This window comes from Bosea sp. RAC05 (genome assembly GCF_001713455.1).
GTDB lineage: Bacteria > Pseudomonadota > Alphaproteobacteria > Rhizobiales > Beijerinckiaceae > Allobosea.
Map to the genome: position 1 here is coordinate 963,141 of NZ_CP016464.1, position 18,938 is coordinate 982,078.

At 68.7% G+C, this 18,938-nt stretch carries 16 protein-coding genes; 13 read left to right on the forward strand and 3 right to left on the reverse strand.

The window, feature by feature from the left end; all coding sequences use genetic code 11:
* Window position 1: 1 nt before the first annotated feature.
* The 4 genes from BSY19_RS08010 (at window position 2) to BSY19_RS08025 (ending at window position 4,423) form a co-directional block, all read left to right on the forward strand.
* Window positions 2–889, forward strand: a complete 888-nt coding sequence (locus BSY19_RS08010) for a CheR family methyltransferase (protein WP_069053695.1) — start codon at window positions 2–4, stop codon at window positions 887–889.
* Window positions 886–1,971, forward strand: coding sequence for a protein-glutamate methylesterase/protein-glutamine glutaminase (locus tag BSY19_RS08015; protein WP_069053696.1), 1,086 nt, complete (start codon window positions 886–888; stop codon window positions 1,969–1,971). The genes BSY19_RS08010 and BSY19_RS08015 overlap by 4 nt, the downstream gene beginning before the upstream one ends.
* Window positions 1,972–2,017: 46 nt before the next feature.
* The gene (locus tag BSY19_RS08020) at window positions 2,018–3,775 is read left to right on the forward strand and encodes a coiled-coil domain-containing protein (protein ID WP_069053697.1); all 1,758 of its coding nucleotides are present in this window, start codon (window positions 2,018–2,020) and stop codon (window positions 3,773–3,775) included.
* A 198-nt stretch (window positions 3,776–3,973) separates the two neighbouring features.
* Complete coding sequence (locus tag BSY19_RS08025) at window positions 3,974–4,423, forward strand: Ros/MucR family transcriptional regulator (protein ID WP_069053698.1); 450 nt, start codon at window positions 3,974–3,976, stop codon at window positions 4,421–4,423.
* A 103-nt stretch (window positions 4,424–4,526) separates the two neighbouring features.
* On the opposite strand, the gene BSY19_RS08030 is transcribed toward BSY19_RS08025, so the two are convergent.
* The gene (locus BSY19_RS08030) at window positions 4,527–5,468 is read right to left on the reverse strand and encodes an acetamidase/formamidase family protein (protein ID WP_069053699.1); all 942 of its coding nucleotides are present in this window, start codon (window positions 5,466–5,468) and stop codon (window positions 4,527–4,529) included.
* A gap of 152 nt (window positions 5,469–5,620) precedes the next feature.
* Here BSY19_RS08030 and BSY19_RS08035 point away from each other — a divergent pair, with 152 nt between their 5' ends.
* A complete protein-coding gene (locus BSY19_RS08035) occupies window positions 5,621–6,199 on the forward strand; it encodes an LOG family protein (RefSeq protein ID WP_150129539.1) in 579 nt (192 codons plus the stop codon).
* Here BSY19_RS08035 and BSY19_RS08040 read toward each other — a convergent pair.
* On the reverse strand, window positions 6,177–7,100 hold the full coding sequence (locus tag BSY19_RS08040) for a LysR family transcriptional regulator (RefSeq protein WP_069053700.1): 924 nt from the start codon (window positions 7,098–7,100) through the stop codon (window positions 6,177–6,179). The genes BSY19_RS08035 and BSY19_RS08040 overlap by 23 nt on opposite strands.
* Before the next feature lie 127 nt (window positions 7,101–7,227).
* Here BSY19_RS08040 and BSY19_RS08045 point away from each other — a divergent pair, with 127 nt between their 5' ends.
* From BSY19_RS08045 to BSY19_RS08070, 6 genes are all read left to right on the forward strand, one after another.
* Window positions 7,228–8,280, forward strand: coding sequence for an ABC transporter substrate-binding protein (locus BSY19_RS08045; RefSeq protein ID WP_069053701.1), 1,053 nt, complete (start codon window positions 7,228–7,230; stop codon window positions 8,278–8,280).
* A gap of 111 nt (window positions 8,281–8,391) precedes the next feature.
* On the forward strand, window positions 8,392–9,186 hold the full coding sequence (locus BSY19_RS08050; RefSeq protein ID WP_069053702.1) for an SDR family NAD(P)-dependent oxidoreductase: 795 nt from the start codon (window positions 8,392–8,394) through the stop codon (window positions 9,184–9,186).
* A gap of 8 nt (window positions 9,187–9,194) precedes the next feature.
* Window positions 9,195–10,649, forward strand: coding sequence for an allantoinase AllB (gene allB / locus BSY19_RS08055; RefSeq protein WP_069053703.1), 1,455 nt, complete (start codon window positions 9,195–9,197; stop codon window positions 10,647–10,649).
* Window positions 10,646–11,515, forward strand: a complete 870-nt coding sequence (locus BSY19_RS08060; RefSeq protein ID WP_439494414.1) for an ABC transporter ATP-binding protein — start codon at window positions 10,646–10,648, stop codon at window positions 11,513–11,515. The genes allB and BSY19_RS08060 overlap by 4 nt, the downstream gene beginning before the upstream one ends.
* 13 nt (window positions 11,516–11,528) lie before the next feature.
* A complete protein-coding gene (locus tag BSY19_RS08065) occupies window positions 11,529–12,311 on the forward strand; it encodes an ABC transporter permease (protein ID WP_069053704.1) in 783 nt (260 codons plus the stop codon).
* A 37-nt stretch (window positions 12,312–12,348) separates the two neighbouring features.
* Window positions 12,349–13,782, forward strand: coding sequence for an amidohydrolase family protein (locus BSY19_RS08070; RefSeq protein WP_171905106.1), 1,434 nt, complete (start codon window positions 12,349–12,351; stop codon window positions 13,780–13,782).
* A 13-nt stretch (window positions 13,783–13,795) separates the two neighbouring features.
* Here the strand turns inward: BSY19_RS08070 and BSY19_RS08075 are convergent, their stop codons facing one another.
* On the reverse strand, window positions 13,796–14,461 hold the full coding sequence (locus BSY19_RS08075) for a TetR/AcrR family transcriptional regulator (protein WP_069053706.1): 666 nt from the start codon (window positions 14,459–14,461) through the stop codon (window positions 13,796–13,798).
* A gap of 90 nt (window positions 14,462–14,551) precedes the next feature.
* Here BSY19_RS08075 and BSY19_RS08080 point away from each other — a divergent pair, with 90 nt between their 5' ends.
* Window positions 14,552–15,787, forward strand: a complete 1,236-nt coding sequence (locus BSY19_RS08080; RefSeq protein ID WP_069053707.1) for an efflux RND transporter periplasmic adaptor subunit — start codon at window positions 14,552–14,554, stop codon at window positions 15,785–15,787.
* Window positions 15,788–15,792: 5 nt separating this feature from the next.
* A complete protein-coding gene (locus tag BSY19_RS08085) occupies window positions 15,793–18,936 on the forward strand; it encodes an efflux RND transporter permease subunit (RefSeq protein ID WP_069053708.1) in 3,144 nt (1,047 codons plus the stop codon).
* Window positions 18,937–18,938 lie beyond the last annotated feature (2 nt).

Sequence of the window (18,938 nt, forward strand, 5' to 3'; positions counted from 1 at the left end):
CGTGAGCCATCAGCAGGCGACAGACGCCTACGATCACCTCTCCGACAAGCACTTCAACGCGATTGCGAGGTTCATCGAATCGCGGGTCGGCATCAAGCTGCCCCAGACCAAGCGCACCATGGTCGAGGGCCGCCTGCGCAAGCGCGTGCGCGCGCTGCAACTGGCCGGTCTCAACGCCTATGGCACGCATCTCTTCGACAAGGGCGGGCTCGAGGCCGAGACGGTCCACCTGATCGACTGCGTCACCACCAATAAGACCGACTTCTTCCGTGAGCCGAGCCATTTCGACTTCCTGCGCGAGGTCGCCGTGCCGCAGCTGACGCAGCGCCAGGGTGGCCGGCCGCCGCAGCTCAAGGTCTGGAGTGCCGCTTCCTCGACCGGCGCCGAGGCCTATACGGCGGCGATGGTGCTGCAGGACCTCGTCGCCGCCGGGAAGGTCGCGCGCTTCTCGATCCTGGGCACCGACATCTCGACCGAAGTGCTGCGCGAGGCGCGCACCGCGATCTATCCGCGGGCCTTCGTCGCGCCGGTGCCGGCCGCGATGCAGCAGCGCTACCTGATGCGCTCGCGCGACCCGCGCGAGGACGTGGTGCGCGTGACGCCGGAACTGCGGCGCACCGTGCATTTCGAGCGCCTCAACCTGATGGACGAATCCTATCCCTTCGACCGCGACGTCGACGTCATCTTCTGCCGCAACGTCCTGATCTATTTCGACAAGCCGACGCAGCAGGCGGTGCTGAGCCGCCTCGCCTCGCATCTGCGCCCCGGGGGCTACCTGATGCTGGGCCATTCCGAATCCATGGCCGGCAGCGGGGTTGGTCCGCTGCGCCAGGTCGTCCCGACGATCTACCAGACCGCATCGGTTGCCGGAACGAGGTCCGCCGCATGAACCGCAAACCGATCCGCGTCCTCATCGTCGACGATTCCGCCTCGGTCCGGCAGGTCCTCAGCACGATCCTCACCGAGGATCCGGGCATGGAGGTCATGGGCACGGCGGCCGATGCCTTTGCCGCCGCACGCCGTCTGCAGACCGAACTGCCCGATGTCATGATCCTCGACATCGAGATGCCGGGAATGGACGGGCTGACCTTCCTGCGCAAGATCATGGCGCAGCGGCCGATCCCCGTGATCATCTGCTCGACCCTGACCGAGGCCGGCTCCCGGGCCCTCTTCGACGCGCTCGAGGCCGGCGCCGTCGACGTGCTGCCGAAGCCGCGGGTCGACACCCGCGCGGCGCTGATGGAGACGGCCGACCGCCTGCGCCACGCCGTGCGTGCCGCCGCTCAGGCGAAGTTGCGCCCGCGCGAGCCGCGCATGCAGGTCGAGAAGAAGCTCACCGCCGATGCCATCCTGCCGCCGCCGGTGCTCGGCCGCGTCCGGCACTCAACCGACAAGATCGTCTGCATCGGCATCTCCACCGGCGGCACCGAGACGCTGCGCGAGGTGCTGGAGCAGCTCCCGGCCAACTGCCCGGGCATGGCCGTCGTCCAGCACATGCCCGAGAAGTTCACGCTCGCCTTCGCGCGCCGGCTGAACGGCCTCTGCGCGATGGAGATCAAGGAGGCCGAGGATGGCGACGAGGTTTCGACCGGCCGCGTCCTGATCGCGCCGGGCAACCGCCACATGCTGCTGCAGCGCGTCGGCCAGCAATACCGCGTCGCGATCAAGGACGGGCCGCATGTCTCGCGCCACCGCCCCTCGGTCGACGTGCTTTTCCGCTCGGCCGCGCAATATGCCGGCGCCAATGCGCTCGGCATCATCATGACCGGCATGGGCGACGATGGCGCCCGCGGCCTGCTCGAAATGCGCAAGGCCGGTTGCCGTACCCTCGCGCAGGACGCCGAGAGCTGCGTCGTCTTCGGCATGCCCAAGGAGGCGATCGACCTCGGGGCGGCGGAACGGATCGTCAAGCTCTCTCGTGTACCGCAGGAGATCATGGCCTGGCCTCAGGCCACGGGTGGGCCCGGCTGAGGGAATTGTTATGCGTGTGGCGTCGGAGTTGAGTGGTGGCGGGGGCATGACGATGACGGCGCACGACACCGCCCTGCCGCGGATCATCCAGGCGCTCGAGGGCACGGCCCGCGAGATCGACGTCACCTTTGCCCGGGCGGGCAGCCAGCTCGGGGAGGGCCTGAGCCTCTTCGAGGGGCTGAAGGAACGCCTTTCGACGCTGTCGGCGGAACTGGCGGGCGACGACATCGCCCAGGCCGGCGCGACGCTGTCCACCCTCGCCGGCGAATTGCGTGCCATCAATGACGGGCTGCGCCACGAGACGGGCGTGCTGCAGGAGCTCGCGCTCCACAGCAAGGACGCGTCCCAGGCCCTGGAGCGCCTGCTCGAGCATATGCGGCTGATCACGATCCTGGCCCGCAGCGCCCGCATCGAGGCGGTCTCGGTGCAGGCCGCCGGCCGCGACTTCGGCGACTTCACCAGCGAGATCGTGGCGCTGACGACGCAGGCCCAGCGCACCATCCAGAACTGCGCCCGCGATCACGACCATCTCAGCGTGCTGCTCGGTTCGGCGCTGGAGGCGCAGCGTGAGTTCGAGGGGCAGTACGGGCTCGCCCTGTCCGGCCTCGCCGGCAAGCTGGAGCAGACCCTGGCCGAGGTGGCGGCGCGCCAGCGGCGCGGCGTCGTGCTGACCAGCGATGCCGCCACCCATTCGGGCAAGATCGCCATGGCGGCAGGGGGTGCGATCATCGCCCTGCAGTCGGGCGACAGCATCCGCCAGCAGCTTGAGCATGCGATCAAGGCCCTGCGCCTGCTCTCCGCCGTCGCGGCCGGCACCGGGCCCGGCGCGGGTCTCGATGACGCGGCGCGCCGCGGCGCCGACATCGTGCTGCGCCGCCTCGAGGCCGCACAGCTCCAGGAGAGCGCGCAGACCCTCGCCCAGGATGCCGACTCGATCGAGGCGGCGCTCGCCCTGCTGGCCGGCGACACCGCCGGCCTGCTCGATCTGGTGCGCTCGCTCTATCAGGGTGATGGCGCCAAGTCCGGCTCGTTCCTCGCCGATCTCGAGGCCGATCTGACCGAGGCCTCCGATCTGCTCGCCAAATGCGATCGCGCGCGCGCCGGCGTCGACCGGGTCACGGCGGCTCTCTCCACCGTTCTGGAAACCTGCCAGCAGACCGTGGCGGCGCTCGCGGGCACGGTCTCCAGCATCGTCCTGATCGGCATGAATGCCGGCCTGCGGGCGGCCCGGCTCGGCCCAGGCGGGCGCAGCCTCGTGGTCATCGCGCAGGAGCTCAAGGTCGCCGCCGACCATGTTGCGGGCGATGCCGCGCAGCTCACGCCGACCTTCGCGCAGATGCAGCAGGCCTCGGGCGGGCTGAAGCAGGGCGGAAGGCTCGACGCGGCCCATTTCGCCGCGCTGACCGATGCGATGGGAACCTCGCTCGCGGCCATGCGCGGCGCCGGCGACCGGCTCGGGTCGGCCCTCGACCAGCTCACCCGCGAGGGCGGGGGCTTCGCCTCGGTCGTCGCCCAGGCGCGCCTGTCCTTCTCGAACGCCGGGGCGATGAGCGACCTGATCGCCTCGGGCGCCGCCGAGCTCGAGCGCTCCTGCGATGCGGAGGCGATGCCGGACGATCCCGCGGCCGCCGCGGCGGTGCGGGAGCTCATCGATGGCCAGGTCTGGCCGAACTACACGATGGTCGGCGAGCGCACGATCCACCAGGCTGTCGTCGCCTCGCTGCTGCCCGCGGCGGGCGGCGTAGCGGCCCCGGTGACCGTCGCCGCCCCGGCGCAGGACGATGTCGACGACTTCCTGTTCTAAGGGCGCGGTTGCTTATTCCGGGTGAGAAAACCGCACGCGCAGCGTGCATGTCCCCAACTTTCTCGCGACTTGGAAGGGCCTCATCAACCTTTTACGTTAGAATTCGCCCAATCGCGGATAGACAACGCCTTGTCTTCGTCCTATGGCCGATTCTGTTATCACAGCATTTGCACCCTCTAGCTGCGATCGGAGCGCCCCATGGCAGATAATAACGAAGAGCTGCTCGATCTGACGACATCAATCGTCTCGGCCTATGTCGCCCGCAATAATGTCCCGCGCAGCGACCTCGCCGATCTCATCGCGAGTGTCCATGCGTCACTTGCCAAGCTGGGCGGTGAGCCGGAGCCCCCGCCGGCCGCGCCGCTCGTCCCGGCCGTACCGATCCGCAAATCGGTCACGCCGGAGGCGATCATCTGCCTGGAGGACGGCAAGTCGTTCAAATCCTTGAAGCGGCATCTCAGCAGCAAATACGATCTCACCCCCGAGCAGTATCGCGCGAAGTGGGGTCTGCCTGCCGATTACCCGATGGTCGCGCCGGCTTATGCCGAGGCGCGCTCGGCGCTCGCCAAGTCGATGGGCCTCGGCCGCAAGGCTGCGGCCGCCGCTCCGGCCGCGAAGGCCAAGCGGGGCCCGCGCGCCAAGGCCTGACCGGCGCGGCCTGGTCGGCAAGTCCGATCGAGCCCGCCGCAACGCGCCGACGATACTGATTCGCAGCCTCGCCCGTTGGGCGGGGCTGTTCTCGTTTGGGAGGTCAGCGCCGCCCGAGCAGGCTCTTCCTGAGCATGCAGTGCACGCCCTTGTGCTGGTTCACCGTCTGGGTGACCCGCAGATCGGCCGCCATCGAGCACAGAGCATAGGCCTGTTCGCGCGTGATGCCCGTGCGCTCGACGATCAGCACGATCATGTCGCGCAGGGCCTTTTCCGCGCAGCGGTCGAGGTCGGGGTCCATGCCGCAGGTGATGACATGGGTCGGCGTCTCGGCGCGGGGATAGGTGAAGGTCAGGTCCTTGCGGACCGTCAGGCGGAAGGTGCCCGACAGCGCCGTCTCGATTGCGGTGACGTTGACCTCGCCGTCGCCCTGCACGCCATGGCCGTCGCCCACCGAGAACAGCGCGCCGGGCACGAAGACCGGCAGATAGAGCGTCGTGCCGGCGACCAGCTCCTTGTTGTCGAGATTGCCGCCGAAGGCGCGCGGGATGATCGAGGTGCAGCGCCCCCATTCCAGCGGCGGCGCCACGCCCATCACGCCGAAGAACGGCGACAACGGCAGCTCCAGCCCCCAGGGCAGCGTGCCGACCATCCGCGTCTTGTCGAGCGGGATGTTCATCATGTGGAAATGCGGGAAGTCGTCCGGCAGCGTGCCGGCGAGCGGCCGGTTGAGGTTGTAGCCCCAGTCCTGCCGCAGCGAGACCGCCTCGATGTCGATCTGCAGCACGTCTCCCGGCCAGGCGCCCTCGACCGCGACCGCACCGGTCAGGATATGCGGGCCGAAGGGCAGGCCCTTCTGCGCCGCGTGGATCGCGTGCAGCTCGGGCGGGACGTGGAATCCGGCCGGCGGCAGGGTCTCGACCGTGCCGCTGACGGATTCGATCGTGACGCTCTCGCCGCTGGCGATGGTCAGCGCGGGCGGCACGCGCGCGTCGAAATAGCCCCAGTGGCAGGTCTCGGGCGAAGCCTTGAGATGATGGGTCATGATCGCTCCCGCGCGGCGTGGCGGCAGGATGGTCTGCGGCCGGAGGGACGTCGAGTGCAAATTTCGCGCCCCTCGGCTGCGCGCGCTTGCCTTCCTGGCCCGGTTGCCTTCATGGGCCAGTCCTGTCCGCCCGATGCGAGGAGATCCTGCCGATGTCGCGAGACCTGAAAGCCATCGCCCTGTTCTGCGGCTCGAACACGGGGCGGGGCGAGGCCTATCGCGAGGGTGCCGCGCGGCTTGGGGCCGAGATCGGCCGGCGCGGGCTGACGCTGGTCTATGGCGGCACGCATAAGGGACTGATGGGCGTCGTCGCCGACGCCGTGCTGGCGCAGGGCGGGGCCGTCCACGGCGTCATCACCCGGCGTCTGGCGGATCTCGGCCATCTCCACGAGGGGCTGACCCGGCACGAGATCGTCGACGGCATGCGTGCGCGCAAGGAGCGCATGGCCGAACTCGCCGATGGCTTCGTCGCCATGCCCGGCGGCATCGGCACGCTCGAGGAGTTCATGGAGGCCTGGACGCTGAACCAGCTCGGCGAGTTCGACAAGCCGGCCGGGCTGTTCGACATCGAAGGTTACTACCAGCCCTTCATGGGCTTCATCGACCACATGATCGCCCAAGGGTTCCTGCCACCGGCGCACCGGCAGGGGATTGTCGTCGAGCCCGATGCGGCCCGCCTGGTCGACGGGCTCGTAGCCTTCGAGCGCGTCACCGTTCCGAAATGGCTCTAGACCGGCCGGTCTCGAGGCGGGCGGCGAGCTGCTCGGCGAATTTCGCCGCCGCCACCGGCAGCGGCCGGCCGTGGAGCTGGCCCATCGCGAAGCGGGCCGGTTGGATGTCGCGCTCGTCGATCGGGCGCGAGATCAGCCCGTCGCGATGCTTCAGGCTGGCGGGCGCACCGATCTCGATCTGGAAGGTGATGGCGTCCTCCAGCCGGACATAGTTGCGCAGGAACTCGAAGGAGTTCGATTCGATCACCGGCACGAGCTTGAACGAGCTCCTGGCGACGGCCTGGTCGAGCAGCTGGCGCCCGCCATAGCTGCGGTCGGGCAGCGCCAGGGGAAAGCCGCTGCACTCCCGCAGGCGGATGCTGCCCTCCTTCGCGAGCGGATGGTCCTGCCGCATGATGGCGACGAGGCGCTGCTCGGCGGACGCGATGATCTGGAAGCCGATGCTGGTGTCGAGCCGGAAGATCAGGGCGAGATCGACCTCGTAACCCGCCAGCGCCCGCAGGGCCTCGCCATGGCTGGCGACGCGCACGTCGAACTCGACGAGGGGAAAGGCGCTGCGATAGGCGGCGATCTCGACCGGCAGGAAATCATGCGCGAGCGCATGGCTGCAGGCGATCGCGACCGTGCCGCGCCGGAACCCCGAGAGGTCCTCGATCTGCGAGCGCACCCGGCCCATATCGGCGAGCTGGCTGCGGATGTGCCGGATCAGCAGCTCGCCGGCTGCATTCAATCGCACCCCGCGCGGCAGCCGCTCGAAGATCTTGGTGCCGAGTTCGTCCTCGACGTCCTGCACGCGCCGGTTCAGCGCCGAGGCGGTGATGTTGAGCCGCTCAGCCGCCTTGCGGATCGAGCCCACGCGCGCGACCTCGTCGATATAGTTCAGCAGGCGCAGATGCTTCATGGCATGGCCTCTCGAGCGATGCGTTTTACGAACAGATCATGCAAGAAGTCAGCACAAGACGGCATCGGTCAAGCCGGCCTAGGCTTCTCCCATGGCAGCGGCACAAGGCCGCGATGGGAGAGTTCGCATGACGCACGCGATCAGCCGACGCCGTTTCACCCTCGCGGCCGGTGCCGCCGCACTGGCCTCCGCCCTGCCGCGGCCGGCACTGGCGCAGGCCCCCACCCGCCTGAAAATGATCCTGAACTGGCGCTACCAGGGCCCGCAGGGCTGGTTCTTTCTGGCCGATGACCGCGGCTACTTCCGCGAGGAAGGGCTCGAGATCGTCATGGACCAGGGCAACGGCTCGGGTGCGGCGGTCGGGGCGGTCGCCTCGGGCTCCTACGACATCGGCTTCGGCGATATCAACGCGCTGATCCAGCTCGTCGCGCGCAGCCAGCCGGGCGCCGCCACGCCGCTGGCGATCTCGGCCCTCTACAACCGCCCGCCCTTCACCATCGCGGTGAAGGCCGACGGGCCGATCAAGACGCCGAAGGATCTCGAAGGCCGCACCATCGGCGGCCCGGCCAATGACGGCGCGCTCAAGCTCTTCCCGGCCTTCGCCAAGCTCGCCGGCATCGACGCCACGAAGGTCGCCATCACCAACATGCAGCCGAATCTGCGCGAGCAGATGCTGCAGCGCGGGCAGGTCGACGGCGTCTTCGGCTTCGTCAACACCATCGCCTTCTCGGCCAAGCTCGTCGGCATCGACCCCACCAAGGACTTCCGCTTCATCAATTTCGGCGATTACGGGATGGACCTCTACTCCAACGCCATGATCGCCTCGCGCAAGCTCGCGACCGAGAACCCCAATGCGCTGAAAGGCCTGCTGCGCGCGATCAACCGCGGCCTGAAGGACACGCTGAAGGACAACGACGCCGCGATCGAGGCGGTGGCGAAGCGCGAACCGCTGATCAACAGGGTCGTCGAGAAGGAGCGCCTGGTCGCCACCCTCGCCTCGGAAATGAGCCATCCCGAGGTCGCCACGATCGGCATAGGCGATATCGACGACGCCCGCTTCAAGAAGTCGATCGCGATCGTCGTCGAGGCCGACAGCCTGCCGCGCGTGCCGGCTCCCGAAGAGGTCTTCAGCCGCGCCTTCCTGCCGCCCCTGGCCGACCGCGTCACCAAGCTGGGGTGAAGCCCTTCTTCCTCTCCCTCCAGCCCTCATCCTGAGGAGCGGCCGAAGGCCGCGTCTCGAAGGATAAGGGCTCAGGGTGGCCTGCGCGAAGACAAGAACAAGAGATTGACGATGGATCTGAACCTCACCGGCCGCGTCGCGGTCATCACCGGCCCGGCCAAGGGCATGGGCGCCGCCGTCACCCGGGCCTTTGCGGCTGAAGGCTGTCAGCTGGCCCTGATCGGCCGCGACATCGCCGCGATCGAACCCGTCGCGGCGGAGATCCGCGCGAAGGGCGCGCAGGCCATCGTCATCGCCTGCGACATCACCAAGGGCAGCGACTGCGAGGCCGCCATCGCCCGGACGCAGTCGGCCTTCGGCGGGCGCATCGACATCCTCGTCAATGTCGCCGGCGGCTCGGGGCCGATCGGCAAGACCGGCTGGGAGACCACGGAGGAGGAGTTCGACGAGATCGTCGATCTCAACATGCGCGGCTGCTTCAACACCATGCGCGCCTGCCTGCCGGCGATGATCGCGCAGAAGGGCGGCAAGATCGTCAATGTCGGCGGCACCTTCGGCATGCGCGGTCGCGCCGGGCGCATGGCCTATTCGGCCTCGAAATGGGGCCTGCGCGGCATCACCAAGAGCTTCGCGCTCGAAGCCGGCCCCTTCGGCATCAACGTCAACTGCGTCGCGCCGGGCATGGTCGACGGGCCGCGTTTCCGTGGCAAGGTCGTGCCGGAGATGGCGAAGCGCCTCGGCATCTCGGAGGAAGCTGCTTTCGAGAAGCATGCGGCGGACTATGCGCTGAAGCGCGTCTCCACCGATGAGGACGTGGCCAATGCCTGCCTCTTCCTCGCCTCCGACGTCTCCCGCCAGATCACTGGCGTCGACCTGCCGGTCGATGGCGGCTGGGCCATGCTGTGAGGGCGCCCATGACGGACACGCCCTTCATCGCCGATCTCGTCCTCACGGGCGGCACCGTCGTCACCGGCCAGACGCGTTACCGCGCCGACGTCGCGATCAAGGACGGGCTGATCGCGCTGGTTGGCGCGCCGGCCGCGATGCCGGCGGCGCGCGAGACCGTCGACGTCTCCGGCCAGTTCCTGTTGCCCGGCGCCATCGACGTGCACGTCCATTTCCGCGAGCCCGGCTACACCCATAAGGAGGACTGGCGCACGGGCAGCGCCGCGGCCGCGATGGGCGGCACCACCACCGTCTTCGAGATGCCCAACACCAACCCGCCGACGCGCTCGGTCAAGGAGCTGCGCCAGAAGCAGGAGGCCGCCGCCAAGGCCCATGTCGACTACGGCATCTATGGCCTGCTCGCCGAGGACAACATCGACGAGCTCCAGGGCCTGATCGAGGGCGGCGTCAACGCCTTCAAATGCTTCATGGGCAACACCTTCGGCAACCTGCCCTCGCCCTCGACGGGGGCGATGCTGGAGGGCTTCGAGATCATCGCGCCCTCGGGCCTGCGCATCTCGCTGCATGCCGAGACGGCCTCGATCATGGCCTGGCGCCAGAAGCGCCTGATGGAGGCCGGCCGCAACGACCCGCTCGCCCATATCGCGGCGCGCCCGGCCATCGTCGCCTCGGAAGCCGTCAGCCGCGCGGCGGAACTGGCGGAGTGGACCGGCGCGCGCATCCACATCCTGCACATCTCCTCGGCCGCCGAACTGCGCCCGCTGGCCGAGGCCAAGGCGCGCGGCGTCGAGATCACCGGCGAGACCTGTCCCTGCTATCTCCTGCTCGACTCCCGCGACTATGCGCGGCTCGGCTCGATCATCCGCGTCAACCCCCCGGTGCGGGAGGCCTCGGACTCGGAGGCCATCTGGGCGGCGCTGCAATCGGGCGTCGTCGACATGATCGCGACCGACCACGCGCCCCATACGGTCGAGGAGAAGACCAAGGACGTGATCTGGCAGGCCGATTGCGGCTTCCCCGGCGTCGAGACGCAGATGCCGCTGATGCTGAACGAGGTCTCGAAAGGGCGCATCACGCTGGAGCACTACGTCGCGATCTCGGCCGAGAAGCCGGCCAAGGCCTTCGGCCTCTGGCCCCATAAGGGGCGCATCGAGGCCGGCGCGGAAGCCGACATCGCCGTCGTCGACATGAACCGGACCGAGACGATCCGCGCGGAGACCCTCCAGTCGCGCGGCAAGATCACCCCCTTCGAGGGCGTCTCCGTCACCGGCATCCCCGTCCACACGCTGGTGCGCGGCCGCTTCGTCCAGCGCGACCGCCAACTCGTGCCCGAGACGAGCGGCTGGGGCCGGCAGGTCACCGCCATTCAGGCCATGCCCAAGCCCACCATCCGCAACGCCGACCAGACGCTGGCCGCCTGTTTGCAAGGGCCGGCCGGCAGCGCCAAGGGAGCGGCATCGTGAACGCGGGCATCAGTGACATCCGGCCGGTCGAAACCGGCCAGGCCACGACCTTCATCGAGTTCGAGGAGGCCTCGATCACCTATGGCCGCGGCGCCAAGGCGGTGCAGGCTTTAGCGCCGACCTCGCTCAAGATCGCCGAGGGGGAGTTCGTCGCCCTCGTCGGCCCCTCCGGCTGCGGCAAGTCGACAATCCTGAAGATGGTCGGCGAGTTGCTGAAGCCCTCGACCGGCCATGTCTTCGTCGCCGGCCGCGAGATCGGCGCAACGCCGATTCGCATCGGCATGGCCTATCAGAACCCGACCCTGCTGCCCTGGCTCAACATCCGCGACAACGTCATGCTGCCGCTCAAGATCGTGCCGCCCTTCCGGCAGGGCTACCGGTCCAAGCGCAAGGGCGAGTATCGCGACCGGGTCGAGGCGCTGCTGGCCCAGGTCGGCCTCGGCGGCTTCGGCGACAAATATCCCTGGCAGCTCTCCGGCGGCATGATGCAGCGCGCCAATCTCTGCCGCGCCCTGATCCACGATCCCGACCTTCTGCTGCTGGACGAGCCCTTCGGCGCGCTCGACCAGTTCACCCGCGAGGAGCTCTGGGCGATCATGCAGGATCTCTGGCTCTCCAAGAAGTTGACGGTGCTGCTGGTCACGCACGACCTGAAGGAAGCCGCCTATCTCGCCGACCGCATCTGCGTGATGAGCGCGAGGCCCGGCCGCATCCTCGACGATTCACCTGTCGCGCTGGCGCGGCCACGCACCATCGACATGACCTTCGAACCGGATTTCGTGGCGCTGAACCAGCGCCTGCGGGCGATGATCGTCGGCGCCCGTGGCGGCACCGGCATCGTCAACCACGCGCCCGGCGCGGCGTGAGGAAGGGACTCTGATGGAACGCGTCAGTGAGATCATCCGCGAGAAGGGCGCCTCAACGGCGCTCATCATCGGCGTCTTCGTGTTCTGGGAGCTGTTTTGCCTGATGGCGGGCATCTCCGACATCCTGCTGCCGCGTCCGTCGCAGATCATCAAGGCGCTGATCCAGTACTGGCCGGCGATCTGGCCGCACACCTGGCAGACGCTCTACACCACCATTGTCGGCTTCGGCATCGGCGTCGTGATAGGGCTCTTGCTGGGCATCCTGATCGGCTCGTCCAAGCTCGCCTACGACACCGCCTATCCGCTGCTCGTCGGCTTCTCCTCGATCCCCAAGGTCGCGGTGGTGCCGATCTTCGTGCTCTGGTACGGCGCCGGCACGGTGCCGGCGATCCTGACCGCGATGATCATCTGCATCTTCCCGATCGTCGTGAACGTCGCGACCGGCATCGCCACCGTCGAGCCCGAGCTGGAAGACGTGATGAAGACGCTCAAGGCCTCGAAGACCGACATCCTCTGGAACGTCAGCCTGCCGCGCGCGATGCCCTATTTCTTCGCGGCGCTGAAGGTCGCGATCACGCTGGCCTTCGTCGGCTCGGTGGTCGCCGAGACCGTCGCCTCCAACCGCGGCATCGGCAACATGATGATGATCGCCTCGTCGAGCTTCAACGTACCGCTGGTCTTCGCCGGGCTCTTCGTCCTGGCCGGGCTTGGCGTCACGCTCTACGTGCTGTTTTCTCTGATCGAGCGGCGCGTCACCGGCTGGGCCCACCGCAAGACTGACGTCGCCTCGGCCTGAGGCCGGGGCCGGGCCCCTTTCGCGACGGAGACCGATTGTGCGCCAGATCAACGCCGGCCACGCCTTCGATGCCCGCCGCAGCCTGCAGGATGCGGCGCTGACGCTGGAGGGCGGCACCATCGCCGCGATCAAGGGGGGGCCGGCCGGAACCGCGGACGACGTCGTCGTGCTGCCGGCGCTGGTCAACGCCCATGACCATGCCCGCCCGATCCGCACCAGCTCGGTCGGCGGCTTCGCCCGGCCGCTCGAACTCTGGCTGCACCGGCTGGCGCTGTTTTGCCCCGTCGACCCCTATCTCGCGACGCTGGCGCCGCTGGGGCGCGCCGCGCTCGGCGGCCAGGGCGCCGTGATGATCCACCATGTCCGGCCGATGGGCCTGACCGATCTTCCGACCGAGGCCGCGGCCATGGCCCGCGCCGCCCGCGACATCGGCGTGCGCATCGCCTTCGGCGTCGGCATGCGCGACCAGAACCCGCTGGTCTATGGCGACCACGCCCCCGTGCTGGACGATCTCGACCCCGTCGCCCGCGCCGAGATCGAGGCGCGCTATCTGGCGCCGATGCTGCCGATCGCCGAGCAGATCGCCCGCGTCGATGCGGTGGCCGCCGCCATCGCCGGCCCGATGGTCGATGTCCAATATGCGCCCAACGGCCCGCAATGGGGCTCGGACGCGCTCTGGGAGGCGATCGCCGAGGCCTCCGCGCGCACCGGGCGGCGCGTCACCACCCATCTCTTCGAGACGAAATACCAGCGCGACTGGGCCGACCGGACCTATCCGGGCGGGCTGGTCAAGCGCTGGAAGGAGATCGGCCTGCTCTCGCCGCGGCTGACGCTGGCGCATTGCGTCTGGGCCCGCCCCGACGAGCTGGAGATGATCGCGGAAGCCGGCTGCGTCATAGCCACCAACACCTCCTCCAACCTGGCGCTGCGCTCGGGGCTGGCGCCGGTCGCGGAGATGGCGGCGCGCGGCTGCAAGGTCGCGCTCGGCGTCGACGGCCAGGCCTTCGACGAGGATGACGACGCACTGCGCGAACTGCGCCTGCTCTGGTCGCTGCATGGCGGCTGGGGCTTCGATCAGACACTCAGTGCCCGCGACGCGCTTGCCATGGCGCTGGAGACCGGGCGCATCGCGCTCGGCGCGCCCGCGGGCGGCCAGCTCGCGGAAGGCCAGGCGGCCGATCTCCTGATCCTCGACCGCGCCGCGCTCGACGAGGATGCGCTGATGCCGGTCGATCCGCTCGAGCTGATGTTCGCGCGCGCCACCCGCCGCCAGATCCGCGAGCTGATCGTCGACGGCCGCAGCATCGTCGCCCATGGCCGCGTGCTGGGCGTCGATCTCGATGCGGTCCATGACGAGCTGCGCGGCATCTACCGCGCCGGCATCGCCGATCGCGCCGGCCTCGCCGCGGCGCTCCCGGCGCTGGAGAGCGCCGTCACCCGGCACTACGTCGCGCGCCTCGGCTGCTGCTGAGGCGGCGGGTCTGTCAGGCGGCCGCCGGCCGTTCCGTTAGCCCGGTCAGGAAGACCTCGATGCAGCGCCGCGCATGGTCGGTCCGCTGCGCGCTGGTCAGCAGGGAATCGCCCGGGTAGCGCTTCACCAGCACGCTGAACACCATGTCCATCAGCATGCGGGCCGCGGCTTGCGGCGGGAAGGGGCGGAGGGCGCCGCGGGCCTGCTGCTCGCCGAGCCAGTCCGCGAGCAGATGCAGCGCCGCCTGCGCGCCTTCGAGCGCGATCGCCTCGCCGATTTCCGGATAACGGTCAGCATCGGCGAGGGCGAGGCGGATGAAGGCCAGGCGCTCGCGGTTCTCGCTCTCGTCGATGTCGAGCCGGAAGATCGCCGCCAGCGCCTCGGCCGTGGCCAGGCCGTCTTCGGCGCGCGGCAGGGCGAGCATGGTGCGCCGGTGATCGGCGACCATCGCCTTGAACAGGTCGGTCTTGGCCGGGAACAGCCGGTAGAGCGTCTTCTTGGAAATGCCGCAGCGCGACGCCACCCCATCCATCGTCGTGCCGCCATAGCCGACATCGAGAAACAGCTCGCAGGCGATGGCGAGGATGCGCTGGCGCTCCTCGGAATCGGGTCTCTGCTTGGGCCGCCCGCGCGCTCGTGACGGGGCGGTTCCGGCCGTCGGCATCTCGTTGTCGTTCATGACCCGTCACTCCCCGGAAACATCTTTGGGTTTGACAGGCCGAGAAATCAAGCGTTAAGAAACTCGAGAGTTTCCAAAAAGAGACGCTGCATGTCCCGTTATCGCTCCGTCACAGTCCGGCCGATGCTCCTCGCAGGGGCCGCCGTTCTCGGCATCGCCCTGGCCGGCTGCAACAGCGAGAAGGCCGCCGCGCCGCCGCCCCAGCCCCAGGCCCAGGTCAGCGTCGTGGTGCTGCGCTCGAAGCCCGTCGCCATCAGCGCGGAGCTGCCGGGCCGCGTCGCCGCCAGCCTCGTCGCCGAGGTGCGCCCGCAGGTCGGCGGCCTGGTCAAGTCGCGCCTGTTTCGCGAGGGCAGCGAGGTCAAGGCGGGCGATCTGCTCTACGAGATCGATCCCGCGACCTATCAGGCCGCGCTCGACAGCGCCGTCGCGGCTCTCGCCAAGGCGGAGGCCTCGGTGCCCAACGCCCAGGCCAAGGTCGACCGCTACCGGGACCTCATCCGCCAGAACGCGATCAGCAAGCAGGACAATGACGACGCCGTCGCGGCGCTCGCCCAGGCCCAGGCGGATGTCGCCTCCGCCCGTGCGAACCTCGACACGGCCCGGATCAATCTCGGCTTCACCCGGGTCACGGCCCCGATCGGCGGCCGCGTCGACCGCTCGACCTTGACGCCCGGCGCACTCGTCACCGCCAACCAGACCACGGCCCTCACGACGATCCGCCAGCTCGACCCGATCAATGTCGACGTCATCCAGTCCAGCACCAACCTGCTGAAGTTCCGCAGCGCCGTGGCCGAAGGCCGCCTGCGGCTGAGCGGGCCCAACGTCGCCGTGAAGCTCAAGCTCGATACCGGCACCGAATACGCCCAGACCGGCAAGCTCGAATTCGCCGAGGCGAATGTCGACGAGACCACCGGCACCTTCACGGTGCGGGCCGAGTTCCCCAATCCCGACCGCCTGCTGCTGCCCGGCATGTTCGTGCGCGCCGTCATCCAGGAGGGCGTCGCCGAGAACAGCTTCCTCGTGCCGCAGCGCGCCGTCGGCCGCAACACCAAGGGCGAGGCGACGGCGAAGTTCGTCGGCGCTGATGGAAAGGTCGAGGAACGCGTGCTCGTGGCCTCGCGCAATGTCGGCAACAACTGGCTGGTCGAGCAGGGCGTGAAGGATGGCGACCGCGTCATCGTCGAGGGCGCCCAGCTCGTGCGCGCCGGCCAGACCGTCACCGGCAACGAGGTCACGATCGACGAGGCCAGCGGCGAGCTCAAGGCCGCCAACCGACAGGCCGCGCTGCCCGCCGGCCAGGCTCCCGGCCAGACCGCGAAGAACTGAGCGCCATGTCCCGCTTCTTCATCGAGCGCCCGATCTTTGCATGGGTCGTGGCCATCGTCATCATGCTGGCGGGCCTGCTCGCTTTGCGCACCCTGCCGGTCTCGCAATATCCGCAGATCGCGCCAACCACGGTCAGCATCAGCGCCAGCTATCCCGGCGCCGACGCGCAGACGGTCGAGAACTCGGTGACCAAGGTCATCGAGCAGGGCATGACCGGCGTCGACAATCTGCAATACATGTCGGCGACCTCGACCTCCTCGGGCCAGGCGACGATCACGCTGACCTTCACCAGCGGGGCCGATCCCGACGTCGCGCAGATGCAGGTGCAGAACAAGCTGCAGCTCGTCACCGCGCAATTGCCACAGACGGTTCAGAACACCGGCATCACCGTCGCCAAGGCCTCAACGGGCTTTCTGATGGTCGCGGCCTTCGTCTCACGCGACGGGCGGATGTCGACCAACGACCTCGCCGACTATGTCGATTCGACCCTCAACGACACGCTCAAGCGCGTGCCGGGCGTCGGCTCGACCCAGCTCTTCGGTGCGGGCTACGCGATGCGGATCTGGCTGGATCCGGACCGGCTGCAGAAATATGCGCTGATGCCGAGCGACGTGGTCACGGCGATCCAGGCCCAGAACGTCCAGGTCTCGGCCGGCCAGCTCGGCGGCCTGCCCCAGGTCAAGGGCCAGCAGCTCAACGCCACGGTCACCGCCGTCAGCCGCCTCCAGACGGTCGGCCAGTTCGAGAACATCATCCTCAAGAGTGGCTCGTCCGGCTCGATCGTGCGGCTGAACGACGTCGCGCGCGTCGAACTCGGCGCCAAGGACTACACCACCGCCACCCGCTACAACGGCGCGCCCGCGACCGGTCTCGCCGTCAGCCTCGCCACCGGCGCCAATGCGCTCAACACCGCCGCGGCGGTCAAGGCGACCATCGACCGCCTCAAGCCGACGCTGCCGGAGGGCATCGACGTCGTCTATCCCTTCGACACCACGCCCTTCGTGCAGGTCTCGATCGAGAAGGTCGTCCACACGTTGTTCGAGGCGATCATCCTCGTCTTCATCGTGATGTACGTCTTCCTGCAGAACTTCCGCGCGACGCTGATCCCGATGATCACCGTCCCGGTCGTGCTGCTGGGCACCTTCGGCGTGCTCGCGGTCGCCGGCTACTCGGTCAACACGCTGACCATGTTCGCGATGGTGCTCGCCATCGGCCTGCTCGTCGACGACGCCATCGTCGTGGTCGAGAACGTCGAGCGTGTGATGCAGGAGGAGAAGCTCTCGCCCAAGGAGGCGACGATCAAGTCGATGGGCGAGATCACCGGCGCGCTGGTCGGCATCGCCACCGTGCTCGCGGCGGTCTTCGTGCCGATGGCCTTCTTCGGCGGCTCCGTCGGCATCATCTACCGGCAGTTCTCGATCACGATCGTCACGGCCATGGCACTGTCCGTGGTGACGGCCCTGATCCTGACGCCGGCGCTCTGCGCCACCATGCTCAAGCCCGCCGGCGAGCATGCCGCGCGCACCGGCCCCTTCGGCTGGTTCAACCGCGGCTTCGACAAGACGCTGAACGGCTATACCGCCGGCGTCGCCGGCATGATCGCGCGGCCGCTGCGCTTCATGCTGGTCTTCCTGCTGATCGGCGGCGGCATGGCCTATCTGTTCGCGCGACTGCCCAACTCCTTCCTGCCGGACGAGGACCAGGGCGTCCTCTTCACCATCGTCCAGCTGCCCGCGGGCGCGACGCAGGACCGCACGCTCGCCGTGCTCGACCAGGTCCGGCAGCATTATCAGGAGAAGGAAAAGGACCTCGTCGAGGGCGTGCTGACCGTCAGCGGCTTCAGCTTCAGCGGCGCAGGCCAGAATGTCGGCATCGCCTTCGTGCGGCTCAAGCCCTTCGAGGAGCGCGTCGGCAAGCAGGCCTCGGCCCAGGCCGTGGCGGGGCGCGCCATGGGCGTCTTCCGCGGCATCAAGGACGGCATGGTCTTCGCGCTCGCGCCGCCCTCGATCCAGGGCTTCGGCAACAGCGCCGGCTTCGAGTTCTATCTGCAGGACGTCGCCGGCGCCGGCCATGCCCGGCTGATGGAGGTGCGCAACCAGCTGCTGGGCATGGCGGCGCAGAATCCGGTCCTCACCGGCACGCGGCCCAATGGCCAGGAGGACACGCCGCAATACGCCGTCGAGATCGACCAGGAGAAGGCGAGCGCGCTCACCCTCTCGCTGGGCGACATCAACACCACGCTCTCGACCGCCTGGGGCTCCGCCTATGTCAACGACTTCATCGACCGCGGCCGCGTGAAATCGGTCTATGTCCAGTCCGACGCGCCGTTCCGGATGCAGCCGGAGGATATCGGCCGCTGGTATGTCCGCAACAGCGGCGGATCGATGGTGCCGTTCTCGGCCTTCGCCACGGGCCACTGGACCTATGGCTCGCCGCGGCTCGAGCGCTACAACGGTGCCTCCGCGGTCAACATCCAGGGCGCGGCCGCCGCCGGCATCAGCTCCGGCGCGGCGATGGACCAGATCGACGCCATCGCCCGGAAGCTGCCGCCCGGTTTCAACCATGAATGGACCGGCCTGTCCTATCAGGAGCGGCTCTCGGGCAGCCAGGCGACGGCGCTCTACGCGCTCGCCATGCTGGTCGTGTTCCTCTGCCTCGCGGCGCTCTACGAGAGCTGGTCGGTGCCGTTCGCGGTGATGCTCTCGGTGCCGATCGGCATCTTCGGGGCACTCGCCGCGGCGACCCTCTTCGGCCAGACGAACGACGTCTATTTCAAGGTCGGCCTGCTCACCACCATCGGCCTCGCCGCCAAGAACGCGATCCTGATCGTCGAGTTCGCGATCGAGCAGGAGGCGGCTGGCAAGAGCCTGGTCGAGGCCACCGTCGATGCGGCCCGCCAGCGGCTGCGGCCGATCCTGATGACGTCCTTCGCCTTCATCCTCGGCGTTCTGCCGCTGGCGATCGCGACCGGCGCGGGCTCCGGCAGCCAGAACGCGATCGGCATCGGCGTCATGGGCGGCATGATCGCCGCCACCGTGCTCGGCGTGTTCTTCGTGCCGCTGCTCTATGTCATCGTCGCCGGAACGGTGCGGCGCTGGCGCAAGGCCCCGGCCGCCGAGCCGGCCGAGGCAAAGCTCGAGGCGCATTGAGG

What these genes read in the sequence shown, in the direction of transcription:
- BSY19_RS08080 (WP_069053707.1), top strand. Translation starts at nt 14,552, where the DNA reads ATGTCCCGTTATCGCTCCGTCACAGTCCGGCCGATGCTCCTCGCAGGG.
- BSY19_RS08065 (WP_069053704.1), top strand. Translation starts at nt 11,529, where the DNA reads ATGGAACGCGTCAGTGAGATCATCCGCGAGAAGGGCGCCTCAACGGCG.
- BSY19_RS08085 (WP_069053708.1), top strand. Translation starts at nt 15,793, where the DNA reads ATGTCCCGCTTCTTCATCGAGCGCCCGATCTTTGCATGGGTCGTGGCC.
- allB (WP_069053703.1), top strand. Translation starts at nt 9,195, where the DNA reads ATGACGGACACGCCCTTCATCGCCGATCTCGTCCTCACGGGCGGCACC.
- BSY19_RS08020 (WP_069053697.1), top strand. Translation starts at nt 2,018, where the DNA reads ATGACGATGACGGCGCACGACACCGCCCTGCCGCGGATCATCCAGGCG.
- BSY19_RS08030 (WP_069053699.1), bottom strand. Translation starts at nt 5,468, where the DNA reads ATGACCCATCATCTCAAGGCTTCGCCCGAGACCTGCCACTGGGGCTAT.
- BSY19_RS08075 (WP_069053706.1), bottom strand. Translation starts at nt 14,461, where the DNA reads ATGAACGACAACGAGATGCCGACGGCCGGAACCGCCCCGTCACGAGCG.
- BSY19_RS08035 (WP_150129539.1), top strand. Translation starts at nt 5,621, where the DNA reads ATGTCGCGAGACCTGAAAGCCATCGCCCTGTTCTGCGGCTCGAACACG.
- BSY19_RS08045 (WP_069053701.1), top strand. Translation starts at nt 7,228, where the DNA reads ATGACGCACGCGATCAGCCGACGCCGTTTCACCCTCGCGGCCGGTGCC.
- BSY19_RS08015 (WP_069053696.1), top strand. Translation starts at nt 886, where the DNA reads ATGAACCGCAAACCGATCCGCGTCCTCATCGTCGACGATTCCGCCTCG.
- BSY19_RS08040 (WP_069053700.1), bottom strand. Translation starts at nt 7,100, where the DNA reads ATGAAGCATCTGCGCCTGCTGAACTATATCGACGAGGTCGCGCGCGTG.
- BSY19_RS08050 (WP_069053702.1), top strand. Translation starts at nt 8,392, where the DNA reads ATGGATCTGAACCTCACCGGCCGCGTCGCGGTCATCACCGGCCCGGCC.
- BSY19_RS08025 (WP_069053698.1), top strand. Translation starts at nt 3,974, where the DNA reads ATGGCAGATAATAACGAAGAGCTGCTCGATCTGACGACATCAATCGTC.